The 18,270-nt window shown below is 39.4% G+C and carries 16 protein-coding genes and 1 riboswitch; of the genes, 8 read left to right on the top strand and 8 right to left on the bottom strand.

What is annotated here, in order from left to right; translation table 11 throughout:
* Window positions 1–4: 4 nt before the first annotated feature.
* From EDC37_RS10855 to EDC37_RS10875, 5 genes are all read right to left on the bottom strand, one after another.
* Window positions 5–1,441, bottom strand: coding sequence for a nicotinate-nucleotide--dimethylbenzimidazole phosphoribosyltransferase (locus EDC37_RS10855; protein WP_132551233.1), 1,437 nt, complete (start codon window positions 1,439–1,441; stop codon window positions 5–7).
* On the bottom strand, window positions 1,441–3,624 hold the full coding sequence (locus EDC37_RS10860; protein ID WP_132551235.1) for a Tex family protein: 2,184 nt from the start codon (window positions 3,622–3,624) through the stop codon (window positions 1,441–1,443). Before EDC37_RS10860 ends, EDC37_RS10855 begins: the two co-directional genes overlap by 1 nt.
* A gap of 222 nt (window positions 3,625–3,846) precedes the next feature.
* Entirely contained in the window at window positions 3,847–4,509 is a 663-nt protein-coding gene (locus tag EDC37_RS10865) for a response regulator (protein WP_132551237.1), read from the bottom strand.
* Window positions 4,499–5,926, bottom strand: a complete 1,428-nt coding sequence (locus EDC37_RS10870; protein ID WP_132551239.1) for an ATP-binding protein — start codon at window positions 5,924–5,926, stop codon at window positions 4,499–4,501. Before EDC37_RS10870 ends, EDC37_RS10865 begins: the two co-directional genes overlap by 11 nt.
* Window positions 5,923–6,891: a substrate-binding domain-containing protein gene (locus tag EDC37_RS10875; RefSeq protein ID WP_165874511.1), complete on the bottom strand. Its 969-nt coding sequence runs from the start codon at window positions 6,889–6,891 to the stop codon at window positions 5,923–5,925. The genes EDC37_RS10870 and EDC37_RS10875 overlap by 4 nt, the downstream gene beginning before the upstream one ends.
* 240 nt (window positions 6,892–7,131) lie before the next feature.
* On the opposite strand from EDC37_RS10875, the gene EDC37_RS10880 reads away from it, so the two are divergent.
* On the top strand, window positions 7,132–8,490 hold the full coding sequence (locus EDC37_RS10880) for an MFS transporter (protein ID WP_414153111.1): 1,359 nt from the start codon (window positions 7,132–7,134) through the stop codon (window positions 8,488–8,490).
* A gap of 80 nt (window positions 8,491–8,570) precedes the next feature.
* Here the strand turns inward: EDC37_RS10880 and dcuC are convergent, their stop codons facing one another.
* Both dcuC and EDC37_RS10890 read right to left on the bottom strand, forming a co-directional pair.
* Complete coding sequence (dcuC, locus tag EDC37_RS10885; RefSeq protein WP_132551245.1) at window positions 8,571–9,827, bottom strand: C4-dicarboxylate transporter DcuC; 1,257 nt, start codon at window positions 9,825–9,827, stop codon at window positions 8,571–8,573.
* Window positions 9,828–9,858: 31 nt separating this feature from the next.
* Complete coding sequence (locus EDC37_RS10890; protein WP_132551247.1) at window positions 9,859–10,974, bottom strand: mandelate racemase/muconate lactonizing enzyme family protein; 1,116 nt, start codon at window positions 10,972–10,974, stop codon at window positions 9,859–9,861.
* Window positions 10,975–11,104: 130 nt separating this feature from the next.
* Here EDC37_RS10890 and EDC37_RS10895 point away from each other — a divergent pair, with 130 nt between their 5' ends.
* From EDC37_RS10895 to EDC37_RS10915, 5 genes are all read left to right on the top strand, one after another.
* Entirely contained in the window at window positions 11,105–12,049 is a 945-nt protein-coding gene (locus EDC37_RS10895) for a LysR family transcriptional regulator (protein ID WP_165874512.1), read from the top strand.
* A gap of 176 nt (window positions 12,050–12,225) precedes the next feature.
* Complete coding sequence (locus EDC37_RS10900) at window positions 12,226–12,738, top strand: methylated-DNA--[protein]-cysteine S-methyltransferase (protein ID WP_132551268.1); 513 nt, start codon at window positions 12,226–12,228, stop codon at window positions 12,736–12,738.
* 106 nt (window positions 12,739–12,844) lie between these two features.
* Window positions 12,845–13,783, top strand: coding sequence for a DUF1848 domain-containing protein (locus EDC37_RS10905; protein WP_132551251.1), 939 nt, complete (start codon window positions 12,845–12,847; stop codon window positions 13,781–13,783).
* Between the two features lie 64 nt (window positions 13,784–13,847).
* Window positions 13,848–14,351, top strand: coding sequence for a low molecular weight protein-tyrosine-phosphatase (locus EDC37_RS10910; protein ID WP_132551253.1), 504 nt, complete (start codon window positions 13,848–13,850; stop codon window positions 14,349–14,351).
* Window positions 14,348–14,698: a NifB/NifX family molybdenum-iron cluster-binding protein gene (locus tag EDC37_RS10915; protein WP_132551255.1), complete on the top strand. Its 351-nt coding sequence runs from the start codon at window positions 14,348–14,350 to the stop codon at window positions 14,696–14,698. Before EDC37_RS10910 ends, EDC37_RS10915 begins: the two co-directional genes overlap by 4 nt.
* A gap of 1 nt (window position 14,699) precedes the next feature.
* Here the strand turns inward: EDC37_RS10915 and pdxR are convergent, their stop codons facing one another.
* On the bottom strand, window positions 14,700–16,157 hold the full coding sequence (gene pdxR / locus EDC37_RS10920) for a MocR-like pyridoxine biosynthesis transcription factor PdxR (RefSeq protein ID WP_132551257.1): 1,458 nt from the start codon (window positions 16,155–16,157) through the stop codon (window positions 14,700–14,702).
* A gap of 121 nt (window positions 16,158–16,278) precedes the next feature.
* Between pdxR and pdxS the strand changes: the two genes are divergently transcribed.
* Window positions 16,279–17,157: a pyridoxal 5'-phosphate synthase lyase subunit PdxS gene (pdxS, locus tag EDC37_RS10925; protein WP_132551259.1), complete on the top strand. Its 879-nt coding sequence runs from the start codon at window positions 16,279–16,281 to the stop codon at window positions 17,155–17,157.
* A 5-nt stretch (window positions 17,158–17,162) separates the two neighbouring features.
* A complete protein-coding gene (gene pdxT, locus EDC37_RS10930; RefSeq protein ID WP_132551261.1) occupies window positions 17,163–17,729 on the top strand; it encodes a pyridoxal 5'-phosphate synthase glutaminase subunit PdxT in 567 nt (188 codons plus the stop codon).
* Window positions 17,730–18,045: 316 nt separating this feature from the next.
* Window positions 18,046–18,138: riboswitch (glycine riboswitch) on the top strand.
* Window positions 18,139–18,270: the final 132 nt, after the last annotated feature.

Below are 18,270 nucleotides of genomic sequence, written 5' to 3' on the forward strand. Positions count from 1 at the left end.
TTTATTAATAAGTGCTCTTTTGCCGTCCTGCACCGGGACCGTCGTTGGCAACTGAGACAGCGGCTTCGGCGAATGTTTTCATATCATTGAGCATATGCAGTGCCCCGTCGATAAGAATCAGTCCTACTTTTTCCGCAGCATAAGCATTGGTCACAGGAATCTTTAAACAGCGGCTGGTCGCTAAAATATAAGGGAGCAGCAATGCTTTATTCGCTGTTACATCATCCATGACCGGTTGGACTTTTTTTAAGACACCAGCAAGGAATATGGCAATATCCTCAAATTTACCAAGACATTTTATGGGCTTTGTCAGATTATCAATCCGTTCCTGGCAGGTGCTCATGATGTCTTTATCCAGTGAATATTGAGTTGTTGCGGGCGGGTCAGGTAAGATGTCTGCATCAGGGAAGGTATCTGTACGCAGCATATCGTATATTTGCACTGCTAAATCAATGAAACGGGCTATTACGGAAGAACCGGCTGTTTCACTGAGCTGCAAGCGTAGATCAATGTAAGGGGACAAGCCAAGCTTTTGCAGGGCGGCTTGGTGTGCCGGTTCTCCTGCAAGATGGGAAGGCATCATGTGCTTGGCAGATAGCGGACATAGCGCTTGGGCAATAAGTGCAGCTGCGGAAGTATTGAAGCCGTCGAGGATAATAAGGCAGTCATGGGCAGCCGCACCTAGGATTACTCCGGCAAGACAGCCAAATTCAAAACCACCTATTTTGGATAATACATCTATGCCGTCAGCGGGATTTGGTTTATTTACTGCAAGTGCCTTTTTAACAACATCAATTTTTATTTTTAGCCTACTGTCCGAGATATTGGTTCCTCTGCCTGTTGCTTGTTCCGCAGTTAAACCGCATATGGCAGCTGCTATTGCTGCACTGGAAGTAGTATTGGCTATGCCCATTTCACCGAGGAGAAAACAATTATATCCCTTGGCAGCAAGTTTATCAGCGAGATCAATACCGGTTTCTATAGCTTTTACAGCAGCATCGCGCGTCATTGCCGGACCGTACACAAAGTTTTCTGTACCAAAGGCTATTTTTTTATTGATTAGTCCGGGCAGGGAACTCATGTCTGCCGCGATTCCCATATCGACCACAAGCATGTCGGTAGCAGAGAAATTTGTCATGGCATTGGCAACGGCACCTTTGCTGACAAGGTAATTTCGGGTCATATCAATAGTGGTTTTTTGCGGGTAGGCACTTACATTCATGGCGCAGACACCATGGTCTCCACAGGCGATAATGGCAGCTTTTTTTAGCGGCAGTGGTTTAGACTGCCCTGTTATGGATACATAATTAAAGAAAATATCAGTCAGGCCGCCAAGACCGGTGCCTTTACACCAGTTAGCAGCTAAGGGTTTTCCAGTAGAAGTGTTTCGTATATCAGTAACTTGTTTTATATTATTTATAGTTGTTTCAATTGATTTCATTAGGCATTTTTTTCCTTTGGCACTTGTTTTAGGCTGAGGCCTATTCTGTTTCTTGCGGCATCGACATTTATTACCATAACATCAAGAATATCACCTACAGAGACAACATCTAAAGGATGTTTGACTCTTTTATAGCTGAGTTCGGAGATATGGATAAGACCTGCTGTTTTTATGCCTATGTCGACAAATACACCAAAATCGGTGATATTTCTAACTGTACCGCGCATTACCGTCCCTACTTTTATATCATCAAGCTTGACGATTGCTTGACGTGTCAACGGCGCGGGAAGATCTTCACGGGGATCGCGTCCTGGCTTGGCAAGCGCATCCATTATATCACGCACGGTCGGAACGCCTGCATTTAATTTTTTGGCAAGCTCTTCGGCATTTACTAATTTCATTTTCATCTTTAGAAAATCCAGCTTTTTCTTATCAGCCATATCAGTAAGGGAAAAACCGAGCTTGTTTAAGATTTGTTCGGCGAGTTCATAAGATTCGGGATGGACTGGTGTGTTGTCAAGTGGAGTAGTACCACTGCCAATCCGTAAAAAACCGGCACACTGCGTATAGGCGGCTTGGCCAAGGCGGGGGACTTTGAGCAGTTCTTTGCGGTTTTTAAACCGGCCGTTTTCGTCACGGTATTTAACTATATTTTTAGCGACGGAGGCATTGATGCCGGCAACATGCTTTAGAAGTGCTGTTGATGCTGTATTTAAGGCTACACCGACATGGTTTACTGCCGATTCTATTACGGTATCAAGTGTGGTACCGAGTTCTTTTTGGTTGACATCGTGCTGATATTGGCCTACCCCGATGGCTTTAGGATCGATTTTTACAAGCTCGGCAAGCGGGTCTTGGATACGACGGGCAATAGAGACTGCACCTCTTATAGTTACATCGTAATCGGGCAGTTCTTCTACAGCTAGTTTGGAAGCAGAATAGACAGAAGCACCTGCTTCACTGGTTATAAGATAATGGATATTTAGACCGTTTTCTTTAATCAGTTTTGCGGTAAATTCTTCTGTTTCAAAAGAAGCTGTACCGTTACCTATAGAGATTAATGTTACATTGTGTTTTTTTATTAAGCGCAAAACTTGGTCTGCTGCTTTTTTCTTGGCTTCGTCACTCATTGTGAGATAGAGAACACCATGGTCAAGTATCTGGCCGGTGGCATCGACAATTGCCATTTTGCAGCCTGTGCGGTAGCCGGGATCAAGTCCCATAACCACATGTCCTACCAGAGGAGCCTGTAAGAGTAACTGCTTGAGATTGGCACCAAAAATATTGATTGCCTGTTTCTCTGCATTTTCCGTTAGCAATGATCTTATTTCACGTTCAAGTGCAGGAAATAAAAGACGTTTATAGCCATCAGAGAGTGCTGCCGTTAGCACAGCACGAAAAATAGATGGACGGGTGATCACTTTTTCACATAATTGTTGAATATTTTTGTCGTGGTTGCTGACTAATTTTACCTTTAAAGCACCTTTTTTTTCACCACGGTTTATTGCTAAAATGCGGTGCGAAGGGAGTGTGCGGATAGGTTCACTATATTGCGCATACATGAGGAAGGCTTGGTCGGGGTCTTTCTCTTCATCACGTACTGTTTCAATAATTCCTTCTTGCCATAGCAATTTGCGGAGCCATGACCGGATATTTGCTTTTTCTGTTTCTGCTTCGGCAATTATATCCATGGCACCGGCAAGAGCATCATCAGCAGAGGCAATGCCTTTAGCTTCATTTATATATTCCTTGGCAAAATCAGCGACGTTACCGCTCGTCGTATTTTGGGCAACGATAAGTTGGGCCAGCGGTTCCAGTCCCTTTTCGCGGGCAAGCATAGCACGGGTACGCTTTTTCTGCTTATAAGGCAGATATATATCTTCAAGTTCCTGTAATTTGGCAGTTTTGTTTATAGCCGCTTTTAATTCAGCTGTGAGCTTACCCTGTTCTTCAATATTATTTAGAATTTCTTCTTGTCTTTTTACAAGACTGCGTAGATAAGTCAAACGTTCTGAAAGCTCACGTAATTGTTCTTCTTTCAACTCACCGGTGACTTCTTTACGGTAACGGGCGATAAAAGGAATAGTATTTCCCTCGTCTATGAGTTTGACAGCAGCATTCACTTGCTTTTGCGCTATATTTAATTCTTTGGCAATAGCAGGGTTAATGTTTTGTTCCAGCAAAAAACTCCCTCATTTCGATTAACGTTAATTTTGGACGGTTATTTTCACCTTGGGGCATTTACCTTTCCAGACGAAAAGCAAGCAGTGGCTTAAAACCGCACATAGTAATTCCTAAATTTCAGATAGGCGAAAATTCGCTCTGAAATGAGAACTTATTTATTATAACATGAATGGTATGGTAATGTTTTGGCAGTGTATATGAGAAAGATTAAATTGCCGGTTTTATTTTTCTGGCAGGTCAAAAAGTTTATAACGCAATGCATAATTTACCAGTTCACTTTTCTTACTTATGTCGAGCTTTGTAAAGATACGTGTTTTATAGGTGTCGATTGTTTTTAAACTGAGGTGTAACTGACTGCCTATTTCAGCAAGTGAATAGCCGCGTGCCAGGTAGCGCAGAACTTCAAGTTCACGTTTGCTCAGTAACAGGTAGGGATTATCGTCATTGTCATTTTTTATCATTGTATTGAGCATAGAAAGGGCATTTTTATTGTTTAGATAAGTTTCTCCCTTCATGACTGTATGCAATGCTGTTAAAAGTTCTGTGTCAAAAGCACTTTTTTCTACATAACCGTCAGCTCCGGCGGCCAAAGCTTCCCTTATGTATTCTTCTTCTGTATGCATGGTTAAAACCAGGATACGGATGTTTTTGTATGTCTTTTTTGTTTTTAGCAGTTTTAAAAGGTCAATGCCGTTTATCCCCGGCATGGATAAGTCGAGAATGATTAAATCTGTTTCGGTAACGGTAAGCTTATTCATCAGTTCTTCTCCGTTGCAGGCTTCTTCGACTATTTCTATGTCTTTTTCTGCCTCAAGTAAAAGCTTAAGTCCTGCCCTCAAAATAGCATGGTCATCGACAAGTATCACTTTGATTTTAGTCATCATTATTCCTCTTTTCGACAGGTATGGATGCAATAATAGACGTTCCTTTTTCTGGGCGCGATTTTATATCCAGCGTTCCATCTAAAAGCTCGACCCTTTCCCGCATGCCGTACAAACCTAAATGCCTCTTTTCTTTTGCGGTTTGTAATACATCGGCAGAAAAACCGCAGCCATCATCCGTAATTTTAAGAATAATATTATTGGCATGCAGCTTTAACGATACTGTCAAATTAATGGCATGGGCATGGCGGACAATATTGGTTATGGATTCCTGCAAAATGCGATATAAAGCCAGTCGGACATTATCAGATACTTTGATGTCTTTTATGGCCGTGTCTGCTGAAAAATCGGCGATCAAGCCATTGTGCTTGGCAGCGTCGAACACATGCTGCTGAAAAATTGCTGTTATATCAATATCGTCAAGGCTGGGCGGACGCAAATTTACGGCCATTTCACGAAGTTCTTCTAGGACAGAGGCGATTATAGTGCGGGTAGATTTTATTAATTTTTGCTGGCTAGGGTTCGTTTCGTTGTTAAATAAAATATGTAGGTAAGCAAGGATAGAAGTTACAGACTGGCCGACTCCATCATGGAGTTCACGGGAAATTCGTTTACGTTCATCCTCCTGCGCAGAAAAAAGTTTGTGGATGAGAATATCGCGGCTATGCTTCTTTTCTTGTAATTCTGCCAGTAATTTTTTATTGTATTTATCTTTAGCAGCCAATTCACAGACCATTTCATTAAAAGTCTGCGTCAGTGTTCCTAATTCATCTTTGCCATGATAATAAACTTGCACTTTATAATCATTGTGTTTGATTTTTTCCGCAGCAAGGGAAAGAAATCTAATCGGTGCAAGAATTTTTGCCAATAAAAAGCCGATTGTGAGCACTGCTAAAATAGTAATAATGATACCGGTTAGAGAAAAATGCATTATTATCGACATTAAAAGCTGTTGCATGGCTTTTTCTGATAAACCTACAGAGACAAAACCAATCTTTCCGTCATCAATAGATAAAGTGACTTGATGAATGTCCCCTTCATTACTTTGGAAAAGTTTAGTCTGCAAAGGTGTACTGAATGGTGTTATCTGTTTTGGCATACTGTCTGGATATTGCATGCCGAAAGTATGTGCTAATATGCGTCCTTTGTAATCGGCAACAATAATATAACGCACGTCATCATTGCTGGATTGTACTTTATTGATAAGCTGTAAAAGTAGATAATCATTTTCGAGAAGGATATCTTCACTGCCCAAGGTAGCAACATATGAGGCAATTTCGCTGCCACGGTTAGTTAGCTGGTCGTGTAGTGTGTTTTTTAATCCAGTATACGCAAAAATAAGTAAAAGGGATATTACTGTCAAAAGACTTATGATGATGATAGTCAGTATTTTGGTGTATAAGCCAGTCTGCTGTTTCATAAGTCTGTCATCACCTTGTCATATATCTTTTTGTATGGCGTATATAGCTGCTGCTGTGGTGCCACAAATTTATCAATCATTATTTTCTTTAGCGATTTAGCCATTTGTGGGTCATTATGCATGTTAAAAAGTAGTTGCTGGAGCTTTTCCTTTTGTTCTGCGGGCAGGTCGCTGCGCACTACGATTGGCCCAATAGGAATATTGCCAATGGTTTGAAAGATTTTGATACCATTGGTATCCTCAGGATGGTCGCCCAAAATCAGATCGTAAACTAAGCTGTCAACGCATGCCGCATCAACTAGTTTATTTTTTACAGCCCAGATGGAACGGTCATGGCTCCCCGTGTAAATATAATTGCTGAAATAGTGACTGGGACTGGTTGCATAGCGGGTGTTGAGCTCATTTACTATGTTTATATGGCCGGAGTAGCTCAATGGGTCGGAAAAAGCCATTGTTTTGCCGCGTAGATCGTCCATTGAATTAATATCATTGCGCGAGGACAGGGCTATTAGATAAGTTTTATAATCCATCGTGCCTTGATAAAATATCATAGCTAAAACATCCAGTTGTTGAATGCCGTGATAAGAACAATACGCACCTGTTGACATGAAGGATATATCAGCATCGCCGTTGGAGAGTAATTGGTCAATTTCCTTGTAGCTGCGCCGTTGCAGTAAAATGGTAGGCCTGCCCAATTTCTTGCTTATGTAATCGGCAAAGGCACGCCAGTCTTCAATTGTTACATTTGGTGAAATAACGGTGGAAATAACAATGCGCAGGGGTCGTTCCTGCGCATCACTGCCCGCTGTGCTGTACCGCGGAGGCGTAAAGGGAGTTCCCTTGCTAAAATCAATGTAGGAGTCATAAGTATCAGGATGGGCATAAGTGAATGCAATAAAGGAAAAAATTAGGATGAGGAGAAGAGCAAAATAATGTTTATCTTTTAGATGGTGAAACATGGACATAATATACCAACCTTTATAAAAATGCTTGTTTGGAGAGGAAAATAAGACCATAATCTGCAAATATTATAGCACAGCCCGGAAAGTGGAGTCTATTAACACCATTTGGAAATGAATGATTTTGTGTTTACTTCCAAAAATTCTTACAATATTTCAGAAAATATCTGATAGTAAAAGGTTATCATCCATGAAATAATATTAGAAGAGGATGACGTCTCCGCTAATATAAAAATGGAATATGAGGTGAGCATTTTGTTTTCAGCAATATTAAATTTTTTTAAAGCAGGGCCTGATAAACCACCTATTACAAGTAATAAAGAAAAGGCAAAAGCCTTGTTTAATTCTACACAGCGTTCTGTTTTCATATCAATAACGCTCGGCTATGCTTTTTTCTACGTATGCCGTTTGAATTTTTCTGTAGTCAAGAAGCCGTTATTGGATGGTAACGTACTTGATGCCAATCAAATAGGGACTATGGGAATGGTATTCTTCTTCACTTATGCCATAGGGAAATTCATTAATAGTTTTATTGGCGATCGTTGTAATATAAAACATTTTATGCCGTTTGGTTTATTTATGGTAGCTGTGCTTTCGATAATCATGGGCGTAGGGATGCCATATGTAGTAATGGTATTATTTTGGGGATTAATTGGCTGGTTCCAGTCATATGGTGCAGGGCCAAGTATAATATCACTAAATCAATGGGTTTCTGGTAAAAAACGTGGTACTTATTATGGTATTTGGTTCGCCAGCCATAACATCGGTGCAGGACTTACTTACTTGGTAACGTCAGTAGTAGTCATGCAATATGGATGGCACGCGGGTTTCTGGTTACCAGGGGCGTTGTGCCTGATAGCATCATTGCTGATGTTTAAATTTATGGCAGACAGACCGAGAGCTTGCGGACTGCCTACACCGTACGAAATAAACGGCGAAAAAGATCCGACTATTGAAACAAATGAAAAAAGCATAGGCTCTTTACAGTGGGAAGTAATAAAACGTCCGGCTGTATGGATACTGGGGATCTCCAGTGCGGCATGCTATATAACACGTTATGCTATAGAAAGCTGGGGCGTAGTCTTTTTAACAGCTGAAAAGGGTTACACTATGCTTGGAGCAAGTTCTCTCCTTACCACTATGCAGTTCGCTGGCATTTTTGGTACTTGTCTTTGTGGACTTATTTCTGATAAATTTTTTAATCATAAAAGAAATGTACCTTGTCTTATTTTTGGTATTTTATATGCGGCATCTGTCGCAGCCTTTGTATGGGGACCTAAAGAATACGATTGGATAAATTGGGTGAGCATGTGCGTATATGGCTTTACAATGGGATCACTTGTATGCTATCTGGGCGGATTGATGGCCGTTGATATTTGTCCTAAACGTGCTACAGGCGCAGCCATGGGTATGATCGGTTTGTTCAGTTATATTGGTGCATCTTTGCAGGAAAAAGTCAGTGGTTATCTTATCAATGCCGGTAAAACAGTAGTAAACGGACAGGCAATATATGATTTCCATGCAGCTGCCGTATTTTGGGTGGGTGCTGCTGTAATTTCTTGTTTGATGGCAATTTTAGTATGGAATGTGAAGGTCAAAGAATAAAAGATAAGGATAAAAATAAAAGGCACTCCCAAATGATTTTATATCATTAGGGAGTGCCTTTTGGAAATATCAATATGATATTACAGTAATGTAAACATAACAACCAAAGTCGCTATAATTGTTGGCAAAGCGGTTCTTTTTGACAATTCGAGAGGATTTACATTAGCAATTTTTGCTATGAGTATGGCTGAACCGGCAACAGGACTCATTGTTCTACCTAAACCTGCGCCAATTTGTGCCATAGAACCGAGACTTATAATGTTATAACCAAAATCGGCTGCATGTGGCGTAACGGCTCCATTAAAAGCTAATGCCGCTGCATTACCAGTTCCGGAGATAACACCGATAATGAAAGGTCCAAAAGCTGAAGCAAATTGTGCGATATGCTGGGAATTTTTCATTACATCTATTAAGGAATCGGTAAGGCCGATTGTCTTCATCCCTGCAGTGAAACAAGCTGCTGCAGCGATAATACCTACAATATCACACATACCGTCTCCTGTTCCACGGAAAAATCGTTTTGTTGCTTCTTTAAGATTGGGTCTTACTACTATAAAGCCAATGGCTGTTCCAATAAGCATTGCTGTGGGAACCGAAACATAAGGAGTAAGTCCAATTTGTTTGCTTCCTGTAATTAGCATTACGAGCGGAATAACAGGAAGTATCGCATGCAGGTAGTTTATCTTAAAGGTATCAGTAGACAAACTAGCCTGCTTTTCTGTGCTCACAAATCCTGTATTTTCTTTTTTGACGATAGCTGTTATCGTTAAAATGATAGCAGCTATTACTGCTGCACTTAGAACCTGTACTGAAAATGAACCTATTACGGTCATGACATCTGTTCCGGCCATTTGCGCAATTTGGGGATTGAACATAAGCCCCGGACTCATTACACTTCCCCAAGTACCTAAAAAGACAGCTGCTGCGGCCATTTTGGGATTGACACCTGCGCTAATTAATGCGGGTATCAATAAAGTACCTACCGCAGCTGCACAACCGGCAGCACTAGGCAGAGCTATATTGACAAAAAATGTTACCAGAACTGAACCAAAAATCAAAATAAACTTTAACTTGCTCAAAACATTAGTTATAACTGTTACCATGTGTTTTGAACAACCGGTATAATCCATGACGTAACTAAAACCAAGGACAGTGCAAATAGTGGGGACAAGTCCCGCATTTGTAAATTCTTTTATAAAGGCGTCACTACCTGCGATTGTATTGCCACCTATAAAACACATTATGATTCCGGATACAAACAGAACCAGTCTGGTTTCATAACCCTTTATGATGGCTATAAAAGTTACTATAACTAATAGTATGCCTGTTAATACCATTGTTGTTCCCTCCAAATATAAAACAAGGAAATTATTTTATATCGCATTTTACAAAATCCCATTCCCAGTCGTGGTATGGAGCAGTAAGTTCTATGTCATCACGTAATTCTATGCCAAGACCTGGGCCTTCAGGAACTTCTAGATAACCATCTTTTATTTGGAAAGGTGTTTTAATTTCTTTTTGTATTTTATCCCATTCACTTGTTATAGGGCATGTTTCCAGAACTTCAAAATTGGGAATTGAAGCGGCAAAATGAAGATTCCCTGCGAGATTTATGCTACCAGTGGCAGTATGGGGAATGACATTGATATAATGGCTTTCTGCAATAGCGGCAGCTTTTTTACAACCGGTTATACCTCTCATTAAGCAAATATCAGGGCGTATAAAGCTCACGCTTTCATCATGTAGGAGCATCGCAATATCTTGAATGCAAAATCCCCTTTCTCCAGCACTAATAGGAGTCTTTGTCTTTTTTGTTACATTTTTTAAAGATAAATAGTTTTCATAATTTATGGGATCTTCAAAGAAGAGTAAGTTGCAATCTTCTACCATTTTAAGTAAAGTAACACTTTCATGCGGTTGCAGAGCCCGGTGAATTTCACAACCAAGATCAATATCAAGTCCGATCGTTTCGCGAATAGCATGGATCATTTCACTCATTGCCGCCATGCGGTGGGCATAAGTACCGTTTGCTTCTTCAATATTAGTAGGATTAAGGCGTATGCAAGTATACCCTTCCGCTTTTAATTTCTTTGCGGATTCTATACTTTCTTGTATGTTTTTACCATCTACTACACCCCAAAGACGGATTTTTTTACGTACTGCACCGCCTAATAATTGGTAAAGAGGAGCATTATAGTATTTCCCTTTTATATCCCATAAGGCTATATCAATGGCAGATATAGCACCACCGATTACTGTACCGCCAAACTTGAAACGCTTGTATAATTCATCGTTGATATATTCTATGCGTAAGGGATCTTGGCCAATTAATGGTTTTTCCATGCGGGTAATGGCACCTACAACAGCTTCACGAAATCCCCAATTACCGCTTTCGCCGATACCGGTAATTCCTTTATCTGTGTGTACTTTCACAAATAGGCGTCTAGAGCCAGTTAGAATAGAGTCGATTTTTACAATCTTCATAGTAAACCCTCCATAAAAATATTGTTTATATTTTAATTTATATTAATTATGGCATTGCCAAAAGTATAATTCAAATAGTATATTATATATAAAAATATAATTTTGACATTATAATTATGGAGGAATGGTTATGGAATTTCGTGATATAAAATATGTTTTGCGGGTAGCTGAAGAAAAAAGTATTTCCAATGCCGCACAGAAACTTTTTGTTACGCAACCGTCCTTGAGCCAATCTATTGCCCGCATAGAAGATTCATTGGGAGTTAAATTATTTGATCGAAGTAAAAAACCTTTGCTGCTTACATTTGCTGGTAAACAGTTTGTTAAAACTGCATATCAGATTGTTGATTATGAAAAGCAACTTAATCGACAAATGAAAGATATTGCTGATTTAAAAAATGAATATATAACATTAGGAATTTCTCAGTTTAGGGGAAAGTATTTTCTGCCAAAAGTCCTTCCAGTTTTTTATAAGGCTTATCCGGGTGTGACTGTATCGATTCAAGAAAGGCAAGCAGCAGAAATTGAAACAGGAATAATGGTGGGAAATTTGGACTTTGGCATTGAAATTTTACCTGCAAAAAACAATGAACTTGCGGGTAACGTCATTAGTGAAGAACGGCATTTGATTGTATTACCGGTGGGACACCGACTAAATAATAAAAAAAGAGTAGTCCCTAAAAATGAAAATTATCCATCGATTGATTTGGAAGAGTTAAAAAATGAAACATTTATTTATCTAAAAGCTGATTCTCCGTCGAGAATACAGTTAACAAATTTTTTTAAGAAAAAAAATTTTGTTCCCAAAAATGTAATTGAAATAAAGAGCATGGAAACAGCCCATGCTTTAGCTGTTTCCGGATTAGGCGTGGCATTTATTTCTGAACTGTTAGTCATGCATTGCGATACATTGCATAGAGGTGTGTATTATAATCTAAAGGATTGCAGCCCCAAAAAGCTTCAGGTGGGTTTTGTATATAAGAAAAATGGATATCATTCAAGGGCAGTACAAGCCTTTTTTTCAGTAGCTAATAAGATTTTTAGGTTTAGTAGTGAAAAACAGCATCTAATTTAGATAAAGTTTAAAAGAATAAAATATAAAAATAGGATAATATCATATACAAGTTTTATATACTTAGATTGTGCAGTGCTCCTGTAAAATTTATTGACATGCATGGCAGGTAATATATAATGAATTTATGTAATTTAAAGGAACTAGGTAAGAATGTAAAACTGGTTGAAAGAGGAAATATGGAATACATACAGACAATGCAGTCACCTTTGGGGAAGTTGACCGCATCAAGTGATGGAGATAATATAACAGGGCTTTGGTTTGAAAATCAAAAGTATTATGCGGCAACTTTAGAAAAAGAAAATGAAGTACATGATCTTTTTGTTTTCCAGCTTGTAGAAAAATGGCTGGATTTATATTTTGCTGGAAGTAAGCCAGATTTTTCTATACCGATTGCTCCTAAAGGAAGTCCTTTCAGACAGGCTGTATGGAAAATTCTCCGTACAATTCCTTATGGAGAGATAGTGACTTATGGTGACATTGCCAAGCAGTTGAAGGAAACGCAGGGAATGAACACTTCGGCACGGGCTGTGGGTGGTGCTGTTGGCCATAATCCGATATCTATTCTTATTCCCTGCCACCGAGTAATTGGTGCTAAGGGCAAGTTGACCGGATATGCAGGAGGAATTGACAAGAAGGTGCAGTTGTTAAAATTAGAGCATGTTTCACCGGAAAAATTATATATGTCTTGATATTAAGTATATAAGTTGTGTTTTGGCTAATATTTTTATAGACTTGTTGCTGTTGTTAATAAGTGAGCGGCTGAATATTGGAATTTGCGGAAGAAGGGAAAGCCAGATGATTATCAGTGCGAGCCGACGGACGGATATTCCTGCTTTTTATGCTGATTGGTTGATGACTCGTTTAAGGGAAGGATATGTACTGGTGCCTAATCCTAGGAATAAACAGCATTACAGTCGTGTAAAATTAACACCGCAAACTGTTGACTGTTTTGTTTTTTGGACAAAAAATCCAGCACCAATGTTGCCAAGGCTAAAATTGCTTGACACGATGGGCTATAATTTTTATTTTCAGTTTACATTAACACCTTATGGACGAAATATAGAAGTAAATTTACCAGCAAAAAATGACTTGCTGCATACGTTTCGTGCGCTTAGCCGCTTGATTGGGCCGGAAAGGGTGGTTTGGCGTTATGATCCGATCATCATGACGAAACAAATGACGGTCTATTATCATATAAATTGCTTTAGAAAAATGACGGCGGCTTTGGAAGGTTTTACACACAGCTGCATATTTAGTTTTTTGGATTTTTATACAAAACTGCGACGCCCTTTGTATGATATGGGTGCCGCAGTGATAAAACAAACAGAGATGTTTCAATTGGCGGAGAGCTTTGCTGAAATAGCGCAAAAGCATAATATTAAGCTTTTTGCCTGTAGTGAGGCTGTTGATTTAAGCAGATACGGAATAAAGCCTGCCTGCTGTATAGATGCGGGACTGATTGAAAAAATTATTAAATGGCCTATTCGCCATACGCATGACCATAATCAGCGCAATGGCTGTAATTGTGCGGAAAGCATAGATATTGGCATGTATGACTCTTGTTTAAATGGTTGTAAATATTGTTATGCGACGTCTTCATTGCAAGCTGTGCAAAAAAATAGACTGCTCCATGATGTCAGCGCACCTGTTTTATTTGGCAAATTGCCGCGGGGTGCTGTTCTTAGTGAACGAAAAGCGGAGTCTTTGAAAATTAGGCAGGGGCGGTTATTTTAAAAAGTGTTTTTGGCAATAAATTGATAACATATAACAAAAATTAGTGCTTAAAAAGGAAAAGCAGATGATAAAAATAATATTTGTTTGTCATGGTAATATTTGCAGGAGCCCTATGGCAGAATTTGTCATGAAAAAATTGGTTTATGATGCGGGATTAGAGAATTGTTTCCAGATTGCTTCGGCAGCGACGAGCAGAGAGGCATTAGGCGGCGATATACATCCGGGAACAAAAGCTAAACTTGAAGAAGAAAAAATTCCATATACACATCGCCATGCTGTGCAATTTACATGTGATGATTATAAAAAATATGATTATATTATAGGCATGGATAAAGAAAATATTTATAGACTACGGCAAATTATCGGTGTTGATACGGAGGAGAAGGTACATTTACTACTGTCTTTTACGGGAAGCAGCAATGAGGTTGCCGATCCTTGGTATACGGGAAATTTTACTCAGGCATATGAGGATATTACCAGAGGTTGTAAGGCACTTTTGTGTTTTATTGCAGAAAATAATAAGACTATAAATAATATTATTATGAATAAAAAGGAGAGCAGAAAATGATCATAGCAGTACCATATAAAAACGGAAATATTTTTCAGCATTTTGGTAAAACTGAAGCCCTTAAACTTTATGAAACAAGTGATGCCAAGATAAATAAAACTGAGATTATCCCCACAAATAGCATAGGACATGGAGGTATTGTCGACATTTTGCGAGAACGAAAAGTGTCTGTACTAATTTGTAGTGGTATCGGCAATGGTGCCAAAAAATTACTGCGGGAAAATTCTATCTTGTTTTTCGGTGGAGCATCAGGTGATGCGGATAAAGCAGTTAGTGATTATCTTATGGGACAGCTCGTCTATGACGCAGATGCCGGTTGTAACCATCATTGTGCAGAAGAAGGATAGTTCATTTTATAGGAGTATCCTTAGTAGAAAGCAATTTACCAAGGATACGCATACCTGTTTCGATTTGCTGGAGTGAGAGCGCGGCAAAGCTGATTCTTATATGGTGAGTGTCTGTATGGTGGGGATAAAATCCGGTACCATCAGTGAGCAGCAGGTTGTTTTTTTCGGCAGCACTGCATAATTCACCGGCATTGATCCTTTTGGGCAGTTTTAACCAGAAGGAGAGACCGCCATGGGGATTATGCCATGTGACTTCAGCAGGTAGGTATTGCTTGGCAGTGTTATAAGCAAAATCGAATTGGGCATTATATATGCGGCGGATATCATTGACGTGTTTTTGCCATAGACCTTCTCGCAAATAAAGATCAAATATACGCTGTGTAAAACCAGAGGTAGATATATCGGCAATATATTTTACTTTTAAAAGTTTTTTTGAAAGACATTCGGGCATATTTAAAAATGCCAGCCGCAGTCCCGGCATGAATATCTTGGAAAAGCTTTTAATATAAATAATGCGGTCATCACGGTCAAGTGATTTTAGTGGGGATAAAGGAACGGTTTGGTAGGAGAGTTCACTTATATAGTCGTCTTCTAAAATAAATGTGTTGTAATAATGCGCAAGCGATAAAAGTCGATTGCGCTTTTTTAGACTGTAGGAACAGCCTGATGGGTTTTGCAGGATAGGCATCACATAAATAAGCTTAGGGTGGAATTTTCGCAGTTGGGATTCTAATAGGTTCAGATCTATGCCGTCCTCTTCAAGTGGAATGTCAATTATCTTTGCCCCTCTGGCCAGAAATGCTGCTACGGCACCTGGGTAAGTGGGGGTTTCTGTGAATACATAATCGCCGTGGTTGAGCAATGTACGGGCAGCAATATCTATTCCCTGCTGCGCACCTGAAATTATTTGTAAGTTTTGGGCATTGGTTTTGATGCCATTGCTTTTTAAATATTCGGCGATGGATTCACGCAAGGGGAAAAATCCCTGGCTTTCTTGATAAGTAAAAGCCCGTCCCTGATCACGGTCTAAAATTTTTATTAAGACTTTTTTTAGTTCAGAGACGGAAACAATATCTGGATTTAATGAAATGCTGCGCATGTTTATAGCAGAGGTGTTTTTTATGGGGGCTAATAATTCTGTGCTGTATATTTTAGCTGTATCAACTTCATAATCTACGGCTGAATGTACACCTAGGGGATGTTCGGAAACGTAACTACCGCTGCCTGCGGAAGAAAAAATGAAACCATTTTTTTCTAATTCCCTATAGGCGTTTACTACTGTTCCTGCATTTATAGACAAGCAGTTGGCAAGTTTCCTTACTGATGGTAATTTTGTACCGGGCGGGAGACGTCTTTCACGTATTAGTTTTAGAAGTTTATTATACAATTGTATATACAATGCTTCTTTAGCATTTTTTACTAACTGTATCGATACAAAATCATTTAAATTATCTATCATCTTGTATTATCTCTCCATATTTGCTAAAATAAGAAAATTTATTATAAAAAAGGTATAACTGTATCAGTACAGATATATTTTAATGAATTTTAAATATTTGTCAAATAAGGGGATAGTACTTATGGAAAAAAGATATCAACTCAATAAAAATCTGGCGCAAATGTTAAAGGGCGGCGTCATTATGGATGTCACCAATGTAGGGCAGGCACGAATAGCTGAAGAAGCAGGGGCTGTTGCTGTCATGGCATTGGAACGGGTGCCGGCAGACATAAGGCGTGACGGAGGCGTTGCCCGGATGTCCGATCCTAAGATGATCAGGGAAATAAAAGAAACTGTATCGATACCGGTCATGGCTAAAGCAAGAATAGGTCATTTTGTTGAAGCGCAGATATTAGAAGCTATCGGTATAGATTATATAGATGAGTCAGAAGTACTCACTCCGGCAGATAATGTAAACCATATTGATAAAACAGCTTTTGAAATACCTTTTGTATGTGGGGCAAGGAATTTGGGAGAAGCATTACGCCGTATTGGTGAAGGGGCTTCTATGATCAGAACAAAGGGAGAGGCCGGTACTGGTGATGTAGTGGAAGCAGTAACGCATATGCGTACTATGCTCAATGATATGCGCCGTGTACAGAGTGCATCACAAATGGAATTGATGCGCATTGCCAAAGAATTTGGCGCACCTTTTGACCTTATTCAGTTTGTTCATGACAATGGTAAGCTGCCGGTAGTTAATTTTGCGGCAGGCGGTATTGCTACTCCTGCTGATGCGGCATTGATGATGCAGCTTGGCGTGGACGGCGTTTTTGTAGGATCGGGGATATTCAAAGCAGGAAATCCAGAAAAGCGGGCAAAAGCTATTGTTGAGGCTGTTACATATTATAATGATCCGCAAAAGCTGGCAAAGATTTCTGAAGATCTTGGACCGGCGATGGTCGGTATTAACATTGAAGATATCGATAATAAAGAAAGGTTTGCAGATAGAGGCTGGTAAGAAATATGAAAAAGATAGGCGTTTTAGCAATGCAGGGAGCTGTTGACGAGCATCTCCAAAAACTGGAACGGGTTGGCGCAACAGCGTGTAAAGTAAGAAACAAGGAAGAACTGGAACAGATAGACGGTATTATTATTCCTGGAGGAGAATCAACAGCTATTGGAAAATTGTTGGCAACTTTTGGCATGATGCAGCCATTATCCAAAAAAATATGCTCTGGTATGCCTGTCTGGGGAACATGTGCAGGGATGATTTTATTGGCAAAGAAAATATGTGACCAGGAAAATGCATATCTTAAGACGATGGATATTCTTGTACGGCGTAATGCTTATGGAAGCCAGCTGGATAGCTTTGTAACTACCCAAAAGGTAAAACATGTAGCTGAAAAAGAAATACCAATGGTATTTATTCGCGCTCCTTATATTGAGAAGGTAGATACTAAAGTAGAACCATTGGCTGAGGTGGAAGGGCATATAGTGGCAGCAAAAGAGAAAAATATGTTGGTAACGGCATTTCATCCTGAATTAACAGAAGATGATAGTTTTCATGATTATTTTGTGAAACTATGTTAAGCAATAGAGATTTTTCAGACAGTATAACAGATTATGATGTGCATAAAAAATGGATTTCGGTTTATAAACCGGATCCATTTTTTATTGTAGAGAACTAAAAAAAACAGGTTAACATGTATGGATAATGAATTAGTTTTTTAAAAAATATGTTTGCACGGAATATATATATGTGTTTAGAAGATTGACATATATAAAAAAAGGTGATAAAGTATTTTACGGTATTAACAATTACATAAGAATTTCGGATGAAGATATTGGGAGAGCGACTTTATAGTCCGCCGAAGATGTTAAACTTTCAGGCAAATGAACCATTATCTGACGGATCTCCGGAGAGCCTCAATTGAGCACCGAAGGAGCAAGCTGCCTATTTGGCAGTGAATCTCTCAGGTAAAAGGACAGAGTCTAATATGCTATCTCACAGAGGTCAAATTTTTTAATTTGGCCTCTTTTTGTATAAAAGAAAACCACGCGATAGTCGCGTGGTTCCAGAGAGCTTAAGCGGTGAACCCTAATGTGCTAACCTGTAAATAAGCCTGCCAGC

This window comes from Pectinatus cerevisiiphilus (assembly GCF_004341685.1).
Classification (GTDB): Bacteria; Bacillota; Negativicutes; order Selenomonadales; family Selenomonadaceae; genus Pectinatus; species Pectinatus cerevisiiphilus.